The sequence below is a fragment of the Duganella fentianensis genome (assembly GCF_964031615.1).
Lineage (GTDB): Bacteria > Pseudomonadota > Gammaproteobacteria > Burkholderiales > Burkholderiaceae_D > Rugamonas > Rugamonas fentianensis_A.
Window position 1 is genome coordinate 436,823 of record NZ_CAXIQN010000020.1, and the last position, 20,757, is coordinate 457,579.

Annotated in this window: 13 protein-coding genes and 1 riboswitch; of the genes, 8 read left to right on the top strand and 5 right to left on the bottom strand. The window is 62.9% G+C overall.

Going from position 1 to position 20,757, the window contains the following annotated elements:
- Window positions 1-17 precede the first annotated feature (17 nt).
- From ABNT42_RS16450 to ABNT42_RS16460, 3 genes are all read right to left on the bottom strand, one after another.
- Complete coding sequence (locus ABNT42_RS16450; RefSeq protein WP_348698743.1) at window positions 18-1,370, bottom strand: MFS transporter; 1,353 nt, start codon at window positions 1,368-1,370, stop codon at window positions 18-20.
- Between the two features lie 114 nt (window positions 1,371-1,484).
- Complete coding sequence (locus ABNT42_RS16455) at window positions 1,485-4,127, bottom strand: TonB-dependent receptor (protein ID WP_348698745.1); 2,643 nt, start codon at window positions 4,125-4,127, stop codon at window positions 1,485-1,487.
- A 186-nt stretch (window positions 4,128-4,313) separates the two neighbouring features.
- The gene (locus ABNT42_RS16460) at window positions 4,314-5,822 is read right to left on the bottom strand and encodes an AMP nucleosidase (protein WP_348698747.1); all 1,509 of its coding nucleotides are present in this window, start codon (window positions 5,820-5,822) and stop codon (window positions 4,314-4,316) included.
- 164 nt (window positions 5,823-5,986) lie between these two features.
- Here ABNT42_RS16460 and ABNT42_RS16465 point away from each other — a divergent pair, with 164 nt between their 5' ends.
- Both ABNT42_RS16465 and ABNT42_RS16470 read left to right on the top strand, forming a co-directional pair.
- Entirely contained in the window at window positions 5,987-10,159 is a 4,173-nt protein-coding gene (locus ABNT42_RS16465; protein ID WP_348698749.1) for a Pls/PosA family non-ribosomal peptide synthetase, read from the top strand.
- 15 nt (window positions 10,160-10,174) lie between these two features.
- Window positions 10,175-10,849: a 4'-phosphopantetheinyl transferase superfamily protein gene (locus tag ABNT42_RS16470; RefSeq protein ID WP_348698750.1), complete on the top strand. Its 675-nt coding sequence runs from the start codon at window positions 10,175-10,177 to the stop codon at window positions 10,847-10,849.
- Window positions 10,850-10,858: 9 nt separating this feature from the next.
- On the opposite strand, the gene bla is transcribed toward ABNT42_RS16470, so the two are convergent.
- The gene (gene bla, locus ABNT42_RS16475; RefSeq protein ID WP_348698751.1) at window positions 10,859-11,764 is read right to left on the bottom strand and encodes a class A beta-lactamase; all 906 of its coding nucleotides are present in this window, start codon (window positions 11,762-11,764) and stop codon (window positions 10,859-10,861) included.
- Between the two features lie 164 nt (window positions 11,765-11,928).
- Here bla and ABNT42_RS16480 point away from each other — a divergent pair, with 164 nt between their 5' ends.
- The 4 genes from ABNT42_RS16480 to ABNT42_RS16495 all read left to right on the top strand — a co-directional run bounded on the left by ABNT42_RS16480 (window position 11,929) and on the right by ABNT42_RS16495 (window position 17,290).
- Window positions 11,929-13,815 carry a DUF885 family protein gene (locus tag ABNT42_RS16480; protein WP_348698752.1) on the top strand — a complete coding sequence of 629 codons (1,887 nt, stop codon included), beginning with the start codon at window positions 11,929-11,931 and terminating at the stop codon, window positions 13,813-13,815.
- Window positions 13,815-14,726 carry a cupin-like domain-containing protein gene (locus ABNT42_RS16485; RefSeq protein WP_348698754.1) on the top strand — a complete coding sequence of 304 codons (912 nt, stop codon included), beginning with the start codon at window positions 13,815-13,817 and terminating at the stop codon, window positions 14,724-14,726. The genes ABNT42_RS16480 and ABNT42_RS16485 overlap by 1 nt, the downstream gene beginning before the upstream one ends.
- 70 nt (window positions 14,727-14,796) lie before the next feature.
- Window positions 14,797-14,894: riboswitch (glycine riboswitch) on the top strand.
- 162 nt (window positions 14,895-15,056) lie between these two features.
- The gene (locus ABNT42_RS16490) at window positions 15,057-16,322 is read left to right on the top strand and encodes a D-amino acid dehydrogenase (RefSeq protein ID WP_348698756.1); all 1,266 of its coding nucleotides are present in this window, start codon (window positions 15,057-15,059) and stop codon (window positions 16,320-16,322) included.
- Between the two features lie 41 nt (window positions 16,323-16,363).
- Window positions 16,364-17,290: a tetratricopeptide repeat protein gene (locus ABNT42_RS16495; protein WP_348698757.1), complete on the top strand. Its 927-nt coding sequence runs from the start codon at window positions 16,364-16,366 to the stop codon at window positions 17,288-17,290.
- Window positions 17,291-17,381: 91 nt separating this feature from the next.
- Here the strand turns inward: ABNT42_RS16495 and ABNT42_RS16500 are convergent, their stop codons facing one another.
- Window positions 17,382-17,864: a hypothetical protein gene (locus ABNT42_RS16500; protein WP_348698759.1), complete on the bottom strand. Its 483-nt coding sequence runs from the start codon at window positions 17,862-17,864 to the stop codon at window positions 17,382-17,384.
- A 273-nt stretch (window positions 17,865-18,137) separates the two neighbouring features.
- On the opposite strand from ABNT42_RS16500, the gene ABNT42_RS16505 reads away from it, so the two are divergent.
- Together ABNT42_RS16505 and ABNT42_RS16510 are read left to right on the top strand one after the other, a co-directional pair.
- Window positions 18,138-18,464: a hypothetical protein gene (locus tag ABNT42_RS16505; RefSeq protein WP_348698760.1), complete on the top strand. Its 327-nt coding sequence runs from the start codon at window positions 18,138-18,140 to the stop codon at window positions 18,462-18,464.
- Between the two features lie 146 nt (window positions 18,465-18,610).
- Window positions 18,611-20,743 carry a TonB-dependent receptor gene (locus tag ABNT42_RS16510; protein WP_348698762.1) on the top strand — a complete coding sequence of 711 codons (2,133 nt, stop codon included), beginning with the start codon at window positions 18,611-18,613 and terminating at the stop codon, window positions 20,741-20,743.
- Window positions 20,744-20,757 lie beyond the last annotated feature (14 nt).

Consider the following 20,757-nt stretch of genomic DNA (forward strand, 5'->3'; position numbering starts at 1 on the left):
TACAAGATAAAAAAGGTTCAGTGGGTGGCGTAGCCGAGCGCACGCATTTCTTGCTTGACCTGACCGTAATAGCTATCGCTGATGCGGTACTTGAACATCAACAGGCCCATAATCAGATGGAAGCAGCCCGGTATCACCGTCAGCATCAGCGCAATGCCGCTCATGGCCAGTTGCGATTGCGGCTGGTTAGGCACGTACTGGAAATAGGTCAGCAGCACGCCCACCATACCGCCGGCCACGGCCATACCGGCTTTCTGGCAAACGGAAATCCCGCCAAACGCCAGACCCGATACGCGCTTGCCGCTCTGCACCTGACCGTAATCGATGGTTTCCGCGATCGACGACCAGAACACCGGTGCATGCAGATCGACCACGAACGACAGCGCAAAGTACAGCACATAGGCCAGCAGAATATCGCCCGGTTTGACCAGATAGAAGATCGCAATACTGATCACAAACACCAGCAACTGGGTGTTACGGAACAATTTGACCTTGCAGTAGCTCTTGGTAATCCAGGTCGAGGCGACCATCGACAGAATCGCCGCCACCACGCCCAGCGACAGGAAGGTGGACTGCACCGACACATCGCCGCCCAGATAGTATTTGGCGTAATACAGCGCCACCGAGCCGCGGATCACATAACCCACCGTGCCCGTCACGCAAGCGCCGGCCAGCAGCAGCCACTGATCGTTTTTCATCAGCAGCTTGAACTGTGCCAGCAGCGAAGTACGCTCGACCTTGTGCACCACCCGTTCACGCGTGCCGAACACGCAGAACAGGAACAGCAGCACGCCCATCGCTGCCATTACCCCCATCGCGGCCTGATAGCCGGTGGCAGCCTTGCCTTCGCCCCAGTATTCGGCCAGCACAGGCACCACGATGGTCACCATGAACGCGCCTATCTTGGCGAAGAACAGCCGGTAGCCATTGGCCGACAGGCGTTCCTGCGGGTCGCTGGTCAGGCCGGAAATCAGAGAAATATACGGTACACCGACACCTGAAGTCATCAGCGTCATCAGAATATAGGTGCTGTAAGCCCACACCAGCTTGGCGCTATAGGCCCAGTCCGGCGTAGTGAAGACGAAGAACACGCTGATCCCGTAAGGCAGCGCCAGCAGCAACAGCCAGGGCCGGAAGCGGCCCAGCGCGCTGGCATAGCGGTCGGTCAGCTGACCCACGGCCAGATCGGACACCGCGCCCACCACTTTCACCAGCACGAACAGCAAGGCCAGATCCTGCGTATGCAGGCCGTAGATATCCGTGTAGAAGAAAGTAATAATCAGCATCATCGACGAGATGACGACATTCAGTGCCATATCGCCCGCACCGAAGGCGATTTTTTCCAGCGTCGAGAGTTTTTCAGTTGACATTGCTACTATCCAGTAAAAAGCACGGGGTGCCGTCCGCATACTGGCACAGCACCCCCTCCGACAGCCCACGCTTCCAGCGCATGCCGTCATCTAAACAACATTGATCCGACTGGCTTAGTTTCTCCAGCGCAGAGCCACACCGATCACACGGTCATAGCGGCGTACATCGCGTGGTGCAGCCGGCGTACCATGGTAATCGTGGTAGGCAAAGTTGAGCAGGTTGTTAGCATCGACGCTAATGGTCATATCCTTGCTCAGCTTGTACGACACGGAAGCGTCGAGGAACTTGATCGGGTCAACTACCAGATCGCAGCAATTGCGGTAGTTGTACTCGGCCACGAACTTGTCGCGCCAGCTGTAGGCCAGACGGGCCGATAGCTTATCGTTTTCATACAGACCGACCAGATTGTACGAGTTCTTCGACATGCCAGGGAAAGTCGGCGTCGTCGAGCTGCCGTCTTCGTTCTGCAGGCCACCCTTCATATAGGTGTAGTTGGCTTGCATACCCAGACCGCTCATCCAGCCCGGCAGCATGGTGAAGAACTGCTGGTAGGAGATCTCGCCGCCCTGCAGCTTGGCCTTACCCACGTTGTACGGACGGTTGACCAGATAGCTCTTACCGTTGATGGTTTCGCTACGCTGTTTCCACATCTCGTAGTCGGTGAAGCGGTGCTCGAACACCGTACCCGTCAGCGAACTGGCCGGAGCGAAATACCATTCCAGCGACAGATCGACGTTGGCGCTCTGGGTCGGACGCAGATTCGGGTTACCGGCGCTACCGGTGGCCAGCGTGGTGGCGGTCGAATCATGCAGCACCAGACCAGGGTTGAAGTCACCGAAGTTGGCGCGCTGGATGGCCTTACCGGCTACCAGACGCGATTGCAGGGTATCGCTCCACTTGGCGCGCAGCGATGCGCTAGGCAGCACGTTGTTCGTGGTGCTATCGCTATATGCCGGGGTAATGGTGCTGGCACCGGTGGCCGAAGTCACCTGGGTATAGCCATTCACCTTCTGGTTAGTCTGCACATAACGCGCACCCACACTACCATCGACCGGCACACTGCCTACATCGAAGGCCAGTTTGGCTTTCAGGTACAGCGCGCTGGTGGTTTCCGTATCCGAGTAGTAGGACAGCGGATCATCCAGACTGCGGCCTTTCAGGCCCAGTGCCGCACGCAATTCCTGCGTATGGTCCAGCAGATAGCTCTGGCAAGGCGCATAGAACTGGTTCATGCCATAGTTGCCACCGGTGGCCTGGGTCACGCAGTTCAGCGCGCTCGACAGCGAAGTCACAGGAATCGCCGCCACTTTGTTGAAGTTGTTCAGCTCATGCACATAGGTTGCGAAACGCTTGGCGATACGCACACCGCCGGCCAGTTCTTTCAGGATGCCCTGATTTTCCGGTTCCCAGATCACATCACTACGCCAGTCGGTAGCACGCCCCGAGGAAGCATTGTGGTTATCCCAGAATACGTCCGTCACCCATTTGTTCGGGCTGGTCATATCGATGCCGTTGTACTGCAGATAACCGCCACCGTCACGTACGGCCGCCGAAATATTCAGCGGACCCGGCAGCACGGCGTCCAGAATCGGGTTTTCCTGCGTGTAGTTGCTGACGGTGCGGGCCAGTTCCGTGGTCACGCGCAGCGACGGCGTCAGATTGTAGCGGCCACCGATGGCGCCCTGATGACCGGTCGATTCGTCACGCCGTGCCTGAGTCGAGCTCAGGGTGAACAGATCGGTTGCACCGTTCTTGCTGATCGAATCCAGATATTTGGTGCCGGCCTGATTAGTCACGGTGGAACCGGTCTGGAACCATGGCAGTACGCCGACGAAGAATACGCTGGACGAATCGTGGTTGATCTTGGTGCTGAAGCCTTCGGCATACAGTTCCAGATCCGAATTCGGACGCCACTGTGCCGAGAAGTTACCGGCCCAGCGCTTGCGGTCGCCCTGACCCATCACGCGACCCATCGAATCGGCGCCCTGGGTGTTGCCATACAGCGGCCAGTTGATCGGAGGCGCTACCCATGCCGTTTCGTCATGGTAACGGCCACGCTGGTAGGAAATACCACCCAGCAGACCCACTTCGCCATAGGCGGTTTTCCAGCGATCCGACACCATGCCGGACAGGTTAGGATCGGTCGAACCGGCTTTGTCGCGGTGCTCGACACGGGCATTCACGGCCGTCTGCTGGCCCTTGAAGTCGAATGGACGGTTGGTGCGCACATCGATCACGCCTGCCACGCCGCCTTCGTTCATATCGGCGCCCTGCGATTTGTAGACGTCCACACGTTGCAACATGGCAACTGGCACATCGGCCAGGAACAGGCTGCGGCCTGCTGCGGTGAACATTTCGCGGCCGTTCAGGGTGGTGACGATACCGCCCAGACCACGGATAATCACCTGACCGGCTTCGCCATTGTCACGGATAATCTGTACGCCCGGTACGCGACCGAGGATTTCGGCCACGTTCTTATCAGGGAATTTACCGATGTCGTCGGCGACGATGGAATCGATGACCTGCTCAGCATTCTGCTTCAGGTACTGGGCGCTCTGGGCAGCTTTGCGCACGCCCGTCACGGTCACCACGGCATTGCTGTCGACTGCGGCGGTTGCTGGATCTGCAGCAACTTCCTGCGCCAGTACCTGGAAACTGCTCAGCAGGCCAGCGGTAGCCAGCACGGCCACGCCAGTTTTCAGGACCAAGCGGTGCTTATTCTGGGACATGGAAGTCCCGACGATAAAGTCGTTCATACGTCTCCTGTGTTATCTGTTTTATGATGTATTGCGGCTAACTCGGAATTCATCTTATTGGCTGAGCAAAAAACAAACCAATCAATTTTTTCCGGTTTTTGATATCGAAAAAGATATCAACGCAGGAGGCCCATCGATTAAAAAAGCCCGCACGCGGCGGGCTCTGGCAGGCTGCTGCCACCCGCACTACTGGAAGGCGACTTCCGTAAAACTGCGCAATTTGCGGCTATGCAGCTTATCCTCGCCCAGCGCGCGCAACAGATCGAGTGCGCGCATGCCGATGCGCAGGTGCTGGTCGACCCGATCGCGGTAAAACTGGTTAGCCATGCCCGGTAACTTGATTTCACCATGCATGGGCTTGTCGCTCACACACAACAGCGTGCCATACGGTACACGGAAACGGAAACCGTTGGCGGCAATGGTCGCGCTTTCCATGTCCAGCGCGATCGCGCGGCTCTGGCTGAAACGGCGCTCCGGCGTGCGCTGCGGCAGCAGCTCCCAGTTACGGTTATCGGTGCTGGCCACCGTACCCGTGCGCATCACCCGCTTCAGGTCATGCCCCGTCAGCTGGGTCACTTCGGCCACTGCCGCTTCGATCGCCACCTGCACTTCGGCCAGCGGCGGGATAGGCACCCACAGGGGCAGATCCTCGTCCAGCACATGGTCTTCGCGCACATAGCCATGCGCCAGCACATAGTCGCCCAGTTCCTGCGTCGTACGCAGACCGGCGCAATGACCGAGCATCAGCCACGCATGGGGGCGCAGCACGGCAATGTGGTCGGTTATCGTTTTGGCATTGGCAGGGCCCACGCCGATATTCACCATCGAAATCCCCGTGCCATCAGCGCGGATCAGGTGATAGCCGGGCATCTGCGGCAGCCGTGGCGGTGCCGCCCCCAGCGCATCGCTGGCCTGTACCGCCTGCCCCACGCGGCGCGTGACCAGATTGCCCGGCTCGACGAAGGCAATATACTCGTCGCCGTCGCTGGCGGGGCTGGCCATCAGCGCATGCCCCAGTTTAACGAATTCGTCGATATAGAACTGATAATTGGTGAACAGCACAAACTTCTGGAAGTGCTCGCACGAGGTGCCCGTGTAATGGCGCAATCGCTGCAGCGAATAATCAACCCGCGGCGCCGTGAACAGCGACAGCGGCAGTGCTTCGCCTGCGCGCGGCTCGTGGGTGCCGTTGGCGATGCCATCATCCATCGCCGCCAGATCGGGCAAATCGAACACATCGCGCATCAGCAGCCGGCGTTCGGCCGTCAGGCTGCCTTCCAGATGCTCATGCTCGGCGAACGAAAAATGGATGGGAATGGGCTGGGAACTGGTGCCCACTTCCAGCTTGAGACGGTGCTTGCCATGATTTTTCAGCAGCAGCTTGAATTGCTGCTGGTAGTAACGGGCAAACAGATCGGGCCGGGTCAGCGTGGTTTCATAGGTGCCGGGGCCGGCCACGAAGCCGAAAGCCAGAGTGGAATCGGCGCGTGCTACGGTATCCGTATGCACCCGTACAAACGGATAGCAGGCACGTACATGCTCGCCCACCTCCTCACCGGCCACAAAACGCTTCATGGCAGCACGCAGATGGGCGATATTGGCGTCATAGATAGCCAGCACCTGCTGGTAAGCCGCCTGCGCATCTTCGAACTGCATGGGGGCGATAAACGGGCCACTCAACGATGGACGACTCATAAGTTCAGCACTCCTTGAAAACTCGCCGTGCGGCGCAAAACTTTCCTTGCCCCCATTGTACGGGCTGGCCGCCGAGTTTGCATGCAGCGTCCGCCGGGCGGATAACTAGAGCATCGGGCGGCGGTGCCGTACAATGGCGCATCAACGCAAAATAAAGTTTCAGCATGACTCAGCCAGTATCGCCGCAGCAGCCGCCACCGCATCCCGACATCCTGTTCGGGCCGGCACAGAGCGACTTGCTGCGCGAGGAAGTTCTGGCCGATCTGCTACAGGCCAGCGCCGCAAGCCAGCCTGAGCAAATTGCCCTGATCTGCGGCGAACGCCAGCTCAGTTACGCCGAACTCGATGCCCTGTCCAACCGGGTGGCCGCGCGCCTGATCGCCGACGGCGTTAGCGCTGGCCAGATTGTGGGTCTGTGGCTGCCGCGCGGGATCGAACTGCTGGTACTACAGACCGGCATCGCCAAGGCCGGCGCTGCATGGCTGCCGGTCGATCAGGACACGCCGGTAGAACGCTTACAGGTCTGCCTCGACGACGCCAGTGGCGCGGGCGTGCTGACCTGCGCCGCTTTCGCGCCCAGACTGGCGCAACTGGGCCGCCCTGTCTGGACGGCGGAAGACCTGCTGGCCGGCCACTTGGGTGGGCCAGTGCCATCCGCTGCCGACGCCGCTGCGCCGATTGCGGCCGCTGCCGCCGCCGAACTGGTGCGCGCGCGCCGCGCCGAAGTCACGCCCGACATGCCGGCCTACGTGATCTACACCTCGGGCTCCACCGGCAAGCCGAAAGGCATCCTGATCAACCAGCGCAGCATCTGCCATTTCCTGCGCAGCGAAAACGCCGTGCTGGGCGTGCAGGCGGGCGACAAGGTGTATCAGGGCTTTTCCGTGGCCTTCGACATGTCGTTCGAGGAAATCTGGATCGCCTATCTGGTCGGCGCCACGCTGTGGCTGGGCCCCAAGGACATCAGCGGCGATCCGGAAACCCTGCCGCGCATGCTGGCCGAGCAGCAGGTCACCGTGCTGCATGCCGTACCTACCCTGCTGGCCCTGTTCAATCAGGACGTGCCCAGCCTGCGCCTGATCAATCTGGGCGGTGAAATGTGTCCGGAAGCGCTGGTGGAACGCTGGTCGCGGCCGGGGCGGCAGATGTTCAACACCTACGGCCCGACAGAAGCCACGGTATCGGCCAGTCTGGCACGTCTGCAGCCGGGCCAGCCCGTCACCATCGGCACACCGCTGCCCAACTACGGCCTGCTGGTGATCGACGCCGAAGCGGCAGCCAGCGAGCCGCCGCAACTGCGCCTGCTGGCGCGCGGCGCAACGGGCGAACTCTGCATCACCGGCCCCGGGCTGGCCGCTGGCTATCTGGGCCGGCCCGACCTGACGGCGGAAAAATTCCTCGCCAACCCGTGGCGTAGCGGCCCGCATGATGCGCGCCTGTACCGCACGGGCGATCTGGCGCGCATCGGCGCCGATGGTGCAGTAGTCTGTCTGGGTCGGGCCGACGATCAGGTCAAGATCCGCGGCTTCCGCGTCGAGCTGGGCGAAATCGAAGCCGTGCTGGCGCAGCAAGCCGGTGTCGGCACCGTGGCCGTACTGCTGCGCAAGGATGACGGCATCGACCAGCTGGTAGCCTATCTGGTGGCCGAAACCGGCCCAAGCAACGCCGACGCCGACGCCGGCACCAGAGCTGCCGCCACGGCCGATCCGTCTAGCGCAAACAAGCCCTCGCCGCGCACGCTGCGCGCCGCGCTGGCGGCCAGCCTGCCGCCGTATATGGTGCCGGGCCGCTACCAGTTCCTTGACGCCATGCCGCGCCTGACTTCGGGGAAAATCGACCGCAAGGCCCTGAAGGCCCTGCCGCTGCGGCCCGACAACGCCGGCGGCGCGGATGACGCCAGCGCCGATTCCGATCTGGCGGAAACGCCCGCCGAACAGGTGCTGTTTGCCGCACTGGCCACGCTGTTCCCCGGCCAGACTATCTTGCGACAGGCCGATTTCTTCAGCGATCTGGGCGGCCACTCCTTCTTCGCTGCGCGACTGGCCTCGGCCTTGCGGGCCGATCCCCGCTACGCCCACATCACCGTGCGCGACATCTACCAGCAGCGCCAGATCGGCAAGATCGCGCAAGTACTGGCCGACGCGCCGGCCGGCGCTGCGCCCGAGCAGGAAGCCCCATGGGCACCACCCTCGCCCCTGAAACGCTGGCGCTGCGGGCTGGCGCAGGCCGCCGCCATGCCGGTACTAGTGGCGCTGCGCATGGCCCAGTGGCTGGCCCCGTTCTTCACCTACCACTACTTCACGGGCGATCCGGGCGACTCGGTAGCGCGCGCCATCGCCGCCTCGGTGGCGGTATTCCTGCTGGCCACACTGGCCGAATTCGCCATCGCCATCGCCGGCAAATGGCTGATCGCCGGCCGTCTCAAGGCTGGCTCCTACCCGCTGTGGGGCTGGACCTATTACCGCTGGTGGCTGGCCGACCGGCTGGTGGAAGCCGCACCCGCCTATCTGCTATCCGGTTCCTCGCTCAGTAGCTGGTGGCTGCGCGCACTGGGCGCCAAGATCGGCAAAGACGTCATCATCGGTTCGATGACGCTGCGCGCGCCCGATCTGCTGGAAATCGGCGACAACGTCAGCGTCGGCAATGCCGTCAACTTCGAGAACGCCCGCGTCCAGCGCGGCCGCCTGCTGCTGGGCCAGATCACGCTGGAAGCGGATGCCTGCGTCAGCTCCTTCGCCGTCCTCGAAGGCAATACCCGGGTGCAGGCGCTGGGCCATCTGGAAGGCCAGTCGGCACTGGCCGATGGCCAGACCGTCACTGCCGGCCGTATCTGGGCCGGTTCGCCGGCACGTGACACGGGCGCCTTCGATCGCAGCCAGCTGCCCCCCCGTCCGCACGCAGGCGCTCTGCGCCGCAGCGGCGAAGCGCTATTCTTCGTACTGGGCATCGTCCTCATCGTCACGCTCTTCTTCATGCCCGTGTTCCCCAGCTTCGTGCTGATCGACTGGTTCGACGAAGCGGGCTGGCTGCCATGGATACAGGGCGAAGACATGCGCATCCGGCTGCTGCGCTACTTCCTGCTGGCCTTCCCCGCCAGCGCCGTGCTGATCATCCTCACCGCCCTGCTATCAGCCGGCATACGCTGGAGCGTGCTGCCACGCCTGCAGCCGGGCCGCTTCGCTATCCACAGCCGCACTTACTGCGCCAAGTGGCTGGTCAGCCAGATCCAGGAATCCAGCCTGAACGTGCTGCACGGGATCTACGCCACCGTGTTCGCCCCCAACTGGTATCGCCTGCTGGGCGCCAAGGTGGGCAAGGATGCCGAAATCTCCACCGCGCTGGGGGTAGTGCCGGACATGCTGACGCTGGGCGACGAAACCTTTATCGCCGATGCGGTGATGCTGGGCGACGAACAGATCGACGGCGGCTGGATGACCATGCAGCCTACCGTGGTATCGCACCGCAGCTTCGTCGGCAATGGCGCCTACATCCCCGACGGCACCGTGCTGCCCGAGCATGTGCTGATCGGCGTACATTCGCGCGCGCCCGACAACCATCGCATGCAGAGCGGCGATACCTGGCTAGGTTCGCCGCCCATCAATCTGCCCGCGCGCGAGCAGACCAGCGGCTATCCCGAATGGCTGACCTTCCATCCGTCGCCGTTGCGCCGTCTGGGGCGCGGCCTGATCGAGGCCTTCCGCATCGTCGCCCCCCATGCGCTGGTGATCGCGGTCGGCTACACGCTGGTGCTGGCCGTGATGCCCGCAGCCGGTGCTGGCCGCTGGGCCGAAGTAACGTGGGATCTGACGCTGGCCGGGCTAGTTTACGGCATCGGCAATTACGTCTTCGTGGTACTGCTCAAGTGGCTGCTGATCGGGCGCTACCGCAAACAATCGGAACCCATGTGGACCCCGTTTGTGTGGCTGTCCGAAGGCGTGACCAATCTGTACGAGGGCATCGCCGTGCCCAACTTCATGCGCTACCTGCGCGGCACGCCGTGGCTGCCGCTGGCCTTTAATCTGCTGGGCTGCCGCATCGGCAAAGGCGTGTATCTGGACACCACCGACATCACCGAATTCGACTGCGTGCACATCGGCGCCCATAGCGAACTGAATGCCCTCAGCTGCCCGCAAACCCATTTGTTCGAAGACCGCGTGATGAAGATCGATCACGTCCACATCGGCAGCAAAGTGTATATGGGGCCGCGCAGCGCCGTGCTGTATAGCGCCGTGGTGGGCGATCATGCCCGCCTTGGCCCACTCACGCTGGTGATGAAGGGCGAGCAGATTCCACCCCGCAGTTACTGGGCCGGCTGCCCTGCCGCGCCGGCGCGCTAGCCAGGGCTCAACGTCATGCATCAGCCCATCGCCGTACAAGCGTGGCCGGGCCGGCTAAGCTTCGGGCCGGAAGGCATACTGGTGCTGGGACTGGAACTGACGCTGGCGCACAGTAGCGCCGCTGACGCGCGCACACAGGCGCGACTGGCATTGCGGCAGGCGCTGACACAGGCGCTGGCCGCGCTGCTACAGCGCCCGCTTGCCGACCTCCAGATCGACAACCAGCGCGGTCAGCCTCCAAGAATCCGGCTGGCCGACGGCGCCGCATCAGCCCCGACGCCGCAATGCTCGTTTGCCTACAGCGACACCTATGCGCTGGCAGCCGTGAACTTGCACGGGCCGATAGGGGTCGATCTGACCCCCGTAATGGAAATGCCGGACTGGCAGGCGGTCGCGCGCGACTATCTGGGCCCGCAGGAATATATCCGCTTGCAGGCTATGCCCGCAGCGCAACGCCCGCGCGCACTGGCGCAGGCATGGTGCCAGCTGGAAGCGCAACTCAAGTGTCGCGCCGAAGCACTCACGGAATGGCAGGGTGAATGGGAAGGCGCGAGGCTGCACCGGCAGGCCAGCCTGCTGCTGCCGCCATATCAGCAAGCGCCATATCAGCAACAGGCACAGCAGCAGGCACAGCAGCAGGTGCCGCCGCTGGTCGGCCATGTCGTATGGCGCCCCGCTGCAGCCGGGTAAATCCGCCGACTAGAACTTGAATGCCGCCAGCGCGATGCGGGTAGCCTCGGCGATCACCTCGCTGCGCGCCTTGTCCTCGCGTCCCGGCTGGGTAAAGTAGATCGCCATGACGATAGGCGCTTTACCTGCTGGCCAGATGATGCCGATATCGTTGGTGCTGCCATACTCACCGGTGCCGGTCTTGTCGGCCACCAGCCAGCCACGGGGCACACCGGCGCGGATGCGCGTATCGCCCGTGGTATTCCCCAGCAGCCAGTCCTTGAGCTGCCGGCGCGCCGCCGGTGGCAGCGCCTCGCCCAGCACCAGCCGGTTCAGCGTTTCGGCCATTGCGGCGGGCGTGGTGGTATCGCGCAGATCACCCGGCACGGCCGTATTCAGCTGGGTCTCCATCCGGTCCAGCCGGAACGCCTGATCGCCGATGGAACGGGCAAATGCCGTCACCGTGGCCACCCCGCCCAGCCGCTGTATCAGCAGATTGGCCGCCGTGTTATCGCTGTACTGTATGGTCGCCGCGCACAGCGCCGCCACCGTCATGCCCTGCCCCGCGTATTTTTCCGTGATGGGCGAATACGCCACCAGATCACTACGCTCATAGCGGATGCGCTGCTTCTGTAGCGCCGCACCGCGTGCCAGTACAGCACCAGCCAGCAGCATCTTGAAAGTACTGCAGAACGGGAAACGCTCATCGGCACGGTGCTGCACATGCTGGCCGTCGGCAGTGTTGAGCGCGAACACACCAAGCCGCCCGCCGGACTCGCTTTCCAGACGTGCCAGCAGCGCTTCGGCCGACGAGGGCACACCGGCGGCAGGGTTGTCCAGCAGCTCGGCGCCATGCGCCAGCGGCGTAGCAGCCAGCGCCAGTAACAGGGAACGGCGGCGGTGAGAAAACAGCGAAGGCAGAACAGGCAGCGACATGGAAAACCGTGATAATTGATTAACAGATGTAATCATACATGCTGATTCTTAAGAGCCAGTAAGCACGGCACCGGCTAACAATTGACAGCCAGCGGCAGAACCGCTAAGTTCCGCATCGCGCTACTGCACAGCGTCCACCACTCACTGCCGCCCCCAAGGAAGCCATGAAACCTATGCCATCGAGCCTGTCCCGCCGCGAACTGCTGCTTTCCGCCCTGTCTGCCACGGCGCTGGGCGCCCTGCCGGGTTTTGCCAACGCACTGCCGCAGGCCCCCGCCAGCGCTGGCGCGCACAATGATGCTGCGGCAGCCGATGCCGCGCTGAACCGCCTGCTGGCCGGCTTTGCCGACGAAATCCTGCTGCTGACGCCCACTACCGCCAGCGCGCTGGGACTGGACAAAGGCGAGCGCGCTGCGCTCAAGAGCAAACTGGAAGATGCCTCGCCCGCCGGCGACGCTGCATGGGCCGCACAGGTCAACAGCATGCTGCAGCGCCTGAACGGCATCGACCACACAGCCCTCAGCGCCGATGCGCAAGTGCGCTACGATACTGTGCGCTATGCGGCCAGCGAAGGCGTGGCCGGCATCCGCTTCAGCTTTGGCGGCGCCGCCAGCGGCTTCTTTGGCGGCACCGCGCCCTACCCTGTCACCCAGCAGGACGGTGCCATCGTGCGTCTGCCCGAATTCCTCGACAGCCAGCACCAGATTGCCGATGCGGCCGACGCCGAAGCCTATCTGGCGCGCGTCGCCGCACTGGCGACGGTACTGGATCAGGAAACCGCCCGCATCAAGCAGCAGGCAGGTCAGGGCATCATGCCGCCTAACTACATCGCCCGCACGGCACTGGGCCAGCTGGTGGACTACCGCAAAACCAGCGCGGCCCAGCAAAAGCTGGTCACTTCGCTGGCCGAGCGCACGGCCAAGCTGGGCCTGAAAGGCGACTGGCAGCAGCGCGCCCACAAGCTGGTAGAGCGCGCCGTATATCCGGCGCTGGAACGCCAGATCGCCGCCTTGCGCAAGGCCACCGCGCACGCCCCGGCGACGCCGGGCGTGCACCGCCTGCCGGACGGTGCGGCCTACTACGAGTGGGCCCTCAAGCTGGGCACATCGACCAATCAGAGTGCGCGTGAAATCCACGCCATCGGCCTGCAGCAGATCCGCGAAATTCAGGCCCGTATCGACACCATCCTGCAAGCACAGGGCATGACGCAGGGCAGCGTGGGCGCCCGCCTGCAGGCACTGTCCAAAGATCCGGCCCGTTTCTACGCCGACGACGACGCTGGCCGCGCCCAGCTGATCGCCTACTGCAACGAACGGGTGGAAGCCTTCCGCGCGCTGATGCCGCAGATTTCCAAGCTGGGCCTGAAAGTGCCGCTGCAGATCAAACGCGTGCCGGCCGATATCGAAGCGGGGGCAGCACTCGGCTATATGAACTCGGCCTCGCTCGATGGCAGCCGTCCGGCCATCTACTACATCAATCTGAAAACCACCAAGCTGTGGGCCAAACACGAACTGTCCTCGCTGACGGCGCACGAAGGTCTGCCCGGCCATGCCTTCCAGCTGGCCTATATGGCCGAACGCCAGAACGAACTGCCGCTGATTACTTCGCTGATCGGTTTCAACGCCTTCGTCGAAGGCTGGGCCCTGTATTCGGAACAGCTGGTCGATGAATTCGGTCTGTACCAGAACGATCCGTTCGGCCAGATCGGCTATCTGCAAGGCCAGTTGTTCCGCGCCGTGCGGCTGGTGGTCGACACCGGCCTGCACGCCATGCAGTGGACGCGCCAGCAGGCCATCCGCTTCGCGGTCGATAACACGGGACGCGGCGTACAGGCCATGACCAGCGAAATGGACCGTTACGCCGTTTCGCCCGGTCAGGCTTGCGGCTACAAGATGGGCCACAACGAGATCCTGCGCCAGCGCGAACGCGCCAAGGCCGCGCTGGGCAGCAAGTTCGATCTGGCCGCCTTCAACGATGCGCTGGTCAGCAGCTGCGGCGTGCCGCTAACGGTACTGCCTACCGTGGTCGACCGCTACATTGCCCGCGCCTGATGGAGCAGAACGCCGATCTCACGCGTCTGCCGCCGCGCGTGCTGGAAGCCGAAGCCAGCGCACCGGAACTGGCGGCCGTGCGCCAGCAGGCACGCGCCCAGCGCGACGCGGCCGTGCGCGGCGTCACCTCGGTGGCAGCCATGCGCAGCGCCATCCAGCAGGCCACTGCAGCGCTGCCGCTGATCAGCAGCGTGCCGCGCTACCGCCATCTGGATGCCGCCCAGTTCCGCGCGCTGGCCGCGCAGGGCCAGCCTTTCCTGCTGACCGAGCTGGTAGGCCGCTGGCCACTGAGCCAGCTCGATATGACCGTGCTGCGCCAGCAATACGGCCAGATGCCGGTACGCGCGCGGGTGGGCGACTACATCAACACCGCCTTCGCACCGGACCGCGCCATGCAGGACATGAGCATGGGCGCCTATCTGGACCTGATTGCGGCGGGCAACTACGAGCTGCCGCCGTATCTGGGCAATCTGGAACTGCGCGAACTGAACCGCCTGTGTCACTGGCCGACCTATTTCGACAAAATGGGCCCGCCGCGCTTCTGGATCGGACCGGCCGGCACCATCACGCCCCTGCATGCCGATTACGACGACAACATCTTCGCCCAGATCTGGGGCCGCAAGCGCATCATGCTGGCGCCGCCCCACCACGAAGCCTATCTATACGTGAAACCGGCCAACGAAATCCTGATCGGATCGCCCGTCGACGCGGAAGCGCCCGACTACCAGCGCTACCCGCTGGCACAGCAGGCCAGCCTGATCGAATGCATCGTCGAAGCGGGGCAACTGCTCTACATTCCGGCCGGCTGGTACCATCAGGTGCACGCGCTCGACTTCTCGCTGTCCGCCAACCGCTGGGCACGTGCCATGCCGCTGGTACTCAGTCAGGACGATCGCGGCGTGCGCGCCTGACGCGCAGACAGCGCTGGTGCAGCGGCAGAAATTGCGGTAAGCTGCCGTTTTTGCAAGCTGGCCAAAAGCCAAGGCTGTATCGGGAGAGCCTGTAGCGCACCCGCATCCTACAGCGCCGAAGGAGCAACCGCCCCGGAAACTCTCAGGCAAAAGGACCGATACCGCATTTCAAACTCTGAAGAGCAACCGGGCTAGCCGTCGCCCGCTGCACCGAAGGAGCAAGCGACGTCGCTACCCGTGGCCGTCGTGAATCTCTCAGGTCCCGAACAGAGGGGGTGTCGATCCGCATGTCGCGCATCGACCACACCCCCGACGTGTCTGGAGTCCTGCATGAAACACATCGCCATTATCGGCGCCGGCATCACCGGCGTCACCACCGCTTACGCCCTCGCCCGCCGCGGCTTCCGCGTCACCGTACTGGAACGCCACCGCTACGCCGCCATGGAAACCTCGTACGCCAACGGCGGCCAGCTATCGGCTTCCAATGCCGAAGTCTGGAACCACACCAGCACCATCCTCAAAGGCCTGAAATGGATGCTGAAGAACGACGCACCGTTGCTGGTCAACCCCAAGCCTAGCTGGCACAAATTGTCATGGTTCGGCGAATTCATCGCCGCCATTCCCCGCTACGAAGCCAACACCATCGCCACCGCGAAGCTGGCGGTAGCGGCACGCGAGCACCTGTTCAGCTGGGCCGAACAGGAAGGCATCGCATTCGATCTGAAGCGTCAGGGCATTCTGCACATCTACCGCGACCAGGCCGGCTTCGAGCATGCCGGTGCCGTCAGCCGCCTGCTGGCACAGGGCGGCCTGCCGCGCCGCGCCGTCACGCCGGACGAAATGCGCGCCATCGAACCGACGCTGGCCGGCCAGTATTACGGCGGCTACTACACCGAGAGCGATAGCAGCGGCGACATCCACAAATTCACTACGGGGCTGGCACAGGCGGCAGAAAAACTGGGCGTGCAACTACGCTTCGGCCAGCAGATCAGCGCCATGCAGGCCGATGCCAGCGGAGCCGACATCACTTTGCTGCAGGATGGCGCCAGCGTCACCGAACGCTACGACGCCGTGGTGGTGTGCGCCGGCGTGGCCAGCCGCGCATTGGCCGCCATGTTCGGCGACCGCGTCAACGTGTATCCCGTCAAAGGCTATTCCATCACCGTGCACCTCGACGATGAAGCCAGCCGCGCCGCTGCGCCCAACGTCAGCCTGCTGGACGACGCCACCAAACTGGTGGCCAGCCGCTTCGGCGCCGAACGTTTCCGCGTGGCCGGCACGGCCGAATTCAACGGCTATAACCGCGATATCCGCGCCGACCGCATCGCCCCGCTGGTGGCATGGGTACAGCAGTGCTTCCCCTCCGTCAGCACGCGCAATATCACCCCGTGGGCCGGCCTGCGCCCCATGATGCCGGACCTGATGCCGCGGGTCGGCCGCGGCAAGCTGCCCACCGTGTTCTATAACACCGGCCACGGCCATCTGGGCTGGACGCTATCGGCTGCCACGGCCGACCTGATCGCTACCACCGTGGCCACGGCGCTGGGGTCACCAAACGTTACAATTGCCGCCGCACAAGACTTGAAATTGGCATAAACTAGCCCCATTTTCGGCCTGTCCCACATTGGAGATCTGACATGACGGCAAAATCTTTCGCACGTATGACACTGCTGGCAAGCGCTCTGGCGCTGTCCGTGCCGGCGTTCGCAGCTGAACCGACCATACACGAGGTTTATCTGGCCGCCGAAGCAGGCAAATTCACTGAAGCACAGGCCATGATGGATCAGGTGCTGAAAGCGCACCCGAACAGCGCCACTGCCCATTTCGTCGAAGCGGAACTGCTGGCCAAGCAGGGCAAGTTTGTGCAGGCACAGGCCGAACTGGCCAAGGCCGAGCAGCTGGCTCCCGGACTGCCCAAGGTCGATCCTAAAGCCGTGAGCAAGCTGCGCACGCTGCTGGCCGATGGCCAGAAGTCGGCCACCAGCTACAGCCAGCAGGCACCGCGTAACAACGCCGGCTATAGCAACAGCAATTACGGCGCGCCGAAAAGCAGCGGCATCCCTTGGGGCACCGTGCTGATACTGGGCGCCGGTCTGCTGGGCTTTATCTGGCTGGCTACCCGCTTCATGGCCAAGCGCAATCAGGACGCGCAAGCGCAAGCGTATCAGCCGGGCGCCTACAACCCCGGCGCCGCAGCACCGGGCTATGCACCGGGCGCCGCCTATCCGCAGCAAGGCTATCCGCAAGCTGGCTATCCGCAGCAGGGCTATGGTCAGCCGCAGCAAGGCCCTACCATGGGCTCGCGCATCATGGGTGGTCTGGCCACGGGCGCCGCAGTGGGTGCGGGCATCGTCGCCGGTGAAGCACTGGCACGCCAGTTCACCGGCGGCAGCCACGATAGCGGCCATAGCAGCCAGCCCCGCAACGACATCGTCTATGACGATCCGGCGCGTGACGAACTGCTGCGCCGCGACGACATGGGCGGCAACGACTTCGGCGTCAGCGGCGGCTGGGATGATGGCGGCAGCAGCGGCGGCGACAGCGGTGGCGGCGACTGGGACTAAGTCGGCCCTCCCCAACCAAGAAAAAAGAGCGGCCATGCCGCTAATGCCGTTCAGTTAAGACTGAACGGCTTTTTTTTAGCAGTACCACACCTCACTCGAAAGCCACATCTTCTAGTCGATAGCGATATTTGCGGCGTTCAGGTAGATTCCATCCTGGGTTAGGTGTCGTGTCCCGAGGCGGTGTCATGTGCGCCAGCACTGAAGTAACGATAGCTGCCAGCGCTTGCGGCGCCAGACTGGTATCTGACACGGCCGGCAAGGCGTAACTAGGTGTTTCAGGCGAGCAAGCCGAAACCGATGGCAAGGCAGGCGATGAAGGCGTGCTCGGCGCTGGTCCCGCTGAAGTAGCAGTTTCCAAGCGCGCTTGGCGCAACGCTTGCGCTTCCCGCTCGACCTCAAGCCGCACTACACAGGCTTGCTTGAACGTTTTGTCATCTTGCTGCTTTTCCAGCCATAGTGCCACCGCATCGGCTAGAGCCGAGGAAACCTGCCCCAGCCTACCTTGCTGCTTGAGATACTCCCGCAAGGCGGTATAGGTAGGCTGGGGCAGTTCCACACTCTGTGCCGCAAACATTCTATTTCTCCCGATTTGTTGTCCGGCTTTGTTCTATTTAGAACTGCGGGACGGGAAAAGGTTCAATGCAGAGCGAAATAGTAGCGAAATAGTAGATTTGCGATAGGGGCCGGTACCGAGCTCCGGTCCCCATTGGTGGTTCACGCAATGAAAAGTGGCCGATCAACGGCGTGATCGGGCCGACTAGGCATCCTAACTGAACGGCATTACGGCCATGCCGCTCTTTTTTATGCCCGCTCTGCAGCAAGCGCGGGCCGGTGTTAGAATCGCCGCATGCAAACACATACACTCCCGATCCGCACCCAGCAGCAGACGCGCATGCAGCGCGTGCTGATGCTGTTCGTGCTAGTGTTCCTGTCGCTGCAACTGCTAGGAGCTGGCTCGCACCAGCACACTTATACTGAACAACAGAACGATTGCGCCGCCTGCGTGATCGGCCACATGGCGTCGGATGTCCCGCCGCCAGCGCTGGCACTGTTGCCGGTGACGCTGCTCGTCAGCCTTGCTCTGCCCATCCTGCAGCCCTCTGTACGCGTCCTGCGTACTGCATTCTTTACCCCTCCCGCCCACGCGCCGCCCGGCGTTGCTGTGATTTCCTGAGCGCTTAGCGCACATCCCGAATTTCGGCGCTTTTTCACGCCGCTTTTTTTGAATTAACCGGTCGCCCGACTGCGTCTGGCCGCGCCTTGCGCTGCCGGCGTACGTGCGCGCCCCGCCTATTTAGGCCGCATTTTTTAGGAACTGATATGCAACACCAGCCACAACTCCGTACCCTGCCACTGCTGCTGGCCGCCGCCTTCCAGCTGCACCCCGCCCATGCTGACGAAGCCCCTGTGCAGCAAGTAGAAGTCACCGCCACGGCGCTGCGCAATGCCCGCATCGACCTGTCGCCGAATGTGGGAACCACCGTGTATTCGATCGACCGCCACATGATAGAGCAGCTGGCGCAAGGCGATAACACGCCCTTCAACGAAGTGCTGCTGCGCCTGCCCGGAGTGAGTCAGGATTCCAAAGGGTCGGGCGCGCTGCACGTGCGCGACGACCATGCCAACGTCCAGTACCGCATCAACGGTGTGCAACTCCCGGAAAGCATCAGCGGCTTCGGCCAGTCCATCGATACCCGTCTGGTGCAAAGCACCGACTTCATCACGGGTGCCCTGCCCGCCCAGTTCGGCCTGCGCACGGCCGGCATCGTCGATATCCAGACCCGCGAAGGCAATCTCAAAGGGGGCGGCCGTGTCGGTCTGCTGGTCGGTAGCCATGACCACGTCGAGCCTAGCGCGGAATTATTCGGCACGCAGGGCGCCGTCAATTACTACCTGTCCGGCAGCTATCTGTCGAATGGACTGGGAGTGGAAAATCCCCTGCCTAGCCGTAATGCGCTGCATGACCGCACACGCCAGTCCAAATCCTTCGGCACGCTGTCCTGGTTCCTCGACGACCAGACCCGTGTGGGCCTGATGTTCGGCAGCTACAACGGCCGCTTCCAGATCCCTAACAACCCGGATCAGGCTCCCGCCTTCAGCCTGAATGGCGTGAGCGATGCCGCCAGCGGCAGCAGCGCACTGGCCTCGTCACAGCTCGATGAACGCCAGCGCGAGCAGAATCGCTTCGTGGTGCTGTCGCTGCAGAAAAGTCTGGGCGCACTGAATTACCAGCTGTCGGCCTACCAGCAGACTTCGGAACTGCACTACCTGCCCGACCCTATCGGTGATCTGGTCTATAACGGCGTAGCGTCCGATACGCTGCGCGGCAACCGCAGCAGCGGCCTGCAGTTCGATGCCAGTTATGCGCTCAACCCGCAGCACACCCTGCGCGCCGGTCTGGCCTACAACCGCCAGCGCAGCCGCAGCGAGAATGCCGTACAAGTATTCGATACCGATGATAGCGGCACCCAGAGCAGCAGCCTGCCGCGCCTGATCAGCGACAACAGCAGCATGACGGGCCGCACCAGCAGCCTGTATCTGCAGGACGAGTGGCACATCAGCGCGCCACTGACGCTGAACTACGGCCTGCGCTACGACAAGGTCGCCGCCTATATCAACGAACAGCAATGGAGCCCGCGCCTGAATCTGGCCTATCAGCTGGACAAGGATACGGCGCTGCATGCCGGTTATTCGCGCTACTTCACACCACCGCCGCAGGAACTGGCCGCACAGTCCAGCATCGACCTGTATGCGGGCACCAGCAATGCCCCCGAAATCGCCCACTCCGATCCGGTGCGGGCCGAGCGCACCCACTACTACGATCTAGGCTTGCGCCACCAGTTCAGCCCGGCACTGACGCTGACAGCCGACGCCTACTACAAGAAGATTAGCAATATGCTCGATGAAGGCCAGTTCGGGCAGGCTCTGATTCTGACCCCGTTCAACTACCAGTACGGCTATGCCAAAGGGGTGGAACTGTCGGCCATCTATAACCGCAGCCACTGGGGCGGCTTCCTCAATCTGACAGCGCAGCAGGCCAAGGGGCGCAATCTGATCAGCGGCCAGTCGCTGTTCGGCGCCGATGAACTGGCGTACATTGCCAGCCACGCCATCTACGTCGACCATGACCAGACCTACACAATCTCCGGTGGCGCCCACTACCACCTCGCTGGCAGCCGGCTGGGCGCGGATTTCCTGTACGGCAGCGGCCTGCGCATGACGCCGGACGGTGGCGCGCCCAACTCCGGCACGCTGCCGCACTACACCACGGTGAACTTCTCGCTCAGCCACGAATGGCCGTTGCCAGCCGCACGCAAGCTGGAAGCCCGGCTGGCGCTGATCAATGCCTTTGATCAAGTTTATCTGCTGCGCGATGGTTCCGGTGTGGGCGTCGGAGCGCCCCAGTATGGCGCCCGCCGCAGTCTGTACGGGGGCGTCTCACTGAGCTTCTAAGCGGGCCCGCAAAA

Coding starts and splice junctions, on each gene's coding strand:
- ABNT42_RS16450 (WP_348698743.1), bottom strand. CDS start 1,370: ATGTCAACTGAAAAACTCTCGACGCTGGAAAAAATCGCCTTCGGTGCG.
- ABNT42_RS16455 (WP_348698745.1), bottom strand. CDS start 4,127: ATGAACGACTTTATCGTCGGGACTTCCATGTCCCAGAATAAGCACCGC.
- ABNT42_RS16460 (WP_348698747.1), bottom strand. CDS start 5,822: ATGAGTCGTCCATCGTTGAGTGGCCCGTTTATCGCCCCCATGCAGTTC.
- ABNT42_RS16465 (WP_348698749.1), top strand. CDS start 5,987: ATGACTCAGCCAGTATCGCCGCAGCAGCCGCCACCGCATCCCGACATC.
- ABNT42_RS16470 (WP_348698750.1), top strand. CDS start 10,175: ATGCATCAGCCCATCGCCGTACAAGCGTGGCCGGGCCGGCTAAGCTTC.
- bla (WP_348698751.1), bottom strand. CDS start 11,764: ATGTCGCTGCCTGTTCTGCCTTCGCTGTTTTCTCACCGCCGCCGTTCC.
- ABNT42_RS16480 (WP_348698752.1), top strand. CDS start 11,929: ATGAAACCTATGCCATCGAGCCTGTCCCGCCGCGAACTGCTGCTTTCC.
- ABNT42_RS16485 (WP_348698754.1), top strand. CDS start 13,815: ATGGAGCAGAACGCCGATCTCACGCGTCTGCCGCCGCGCGTGCTGGAA.
- ABNT42_RS16490 (WP_348698756.1), top strand. CDS start 15,057: ATGAAACACATCGCCATTATCGGCGCCGGCATCACCGGCGTCACCACC.
- ABNT42_RS16495 (WP_348698757.1), top strand. CDS start 16,364: ATGACGGCAAAATCTTTCGCACGTATGACACTGCTGGCAAGCGCTCTG.
- ABNT42_RS16500 (WP_348698759.1), bottom strand. CDS start 17,864: ATGTTTGCGGCACAGAGTGTGGAACTGCCCCAGCCTACCTATACCGCC.
- ABNT42_RS16505 (WP_348698760.1), top strand. CDS start 18,138: ATGCAAACACATACACTCCCGATCCGCACCCAGCAGCAGACGCGCATG.
- ABNT42_RS16510 (WP_348698762.1), top strand. CDS start 18,611: ATGCAACACCAGCCACAACTCCGTACCCTGCCACTGCTGCTGGCCGCC.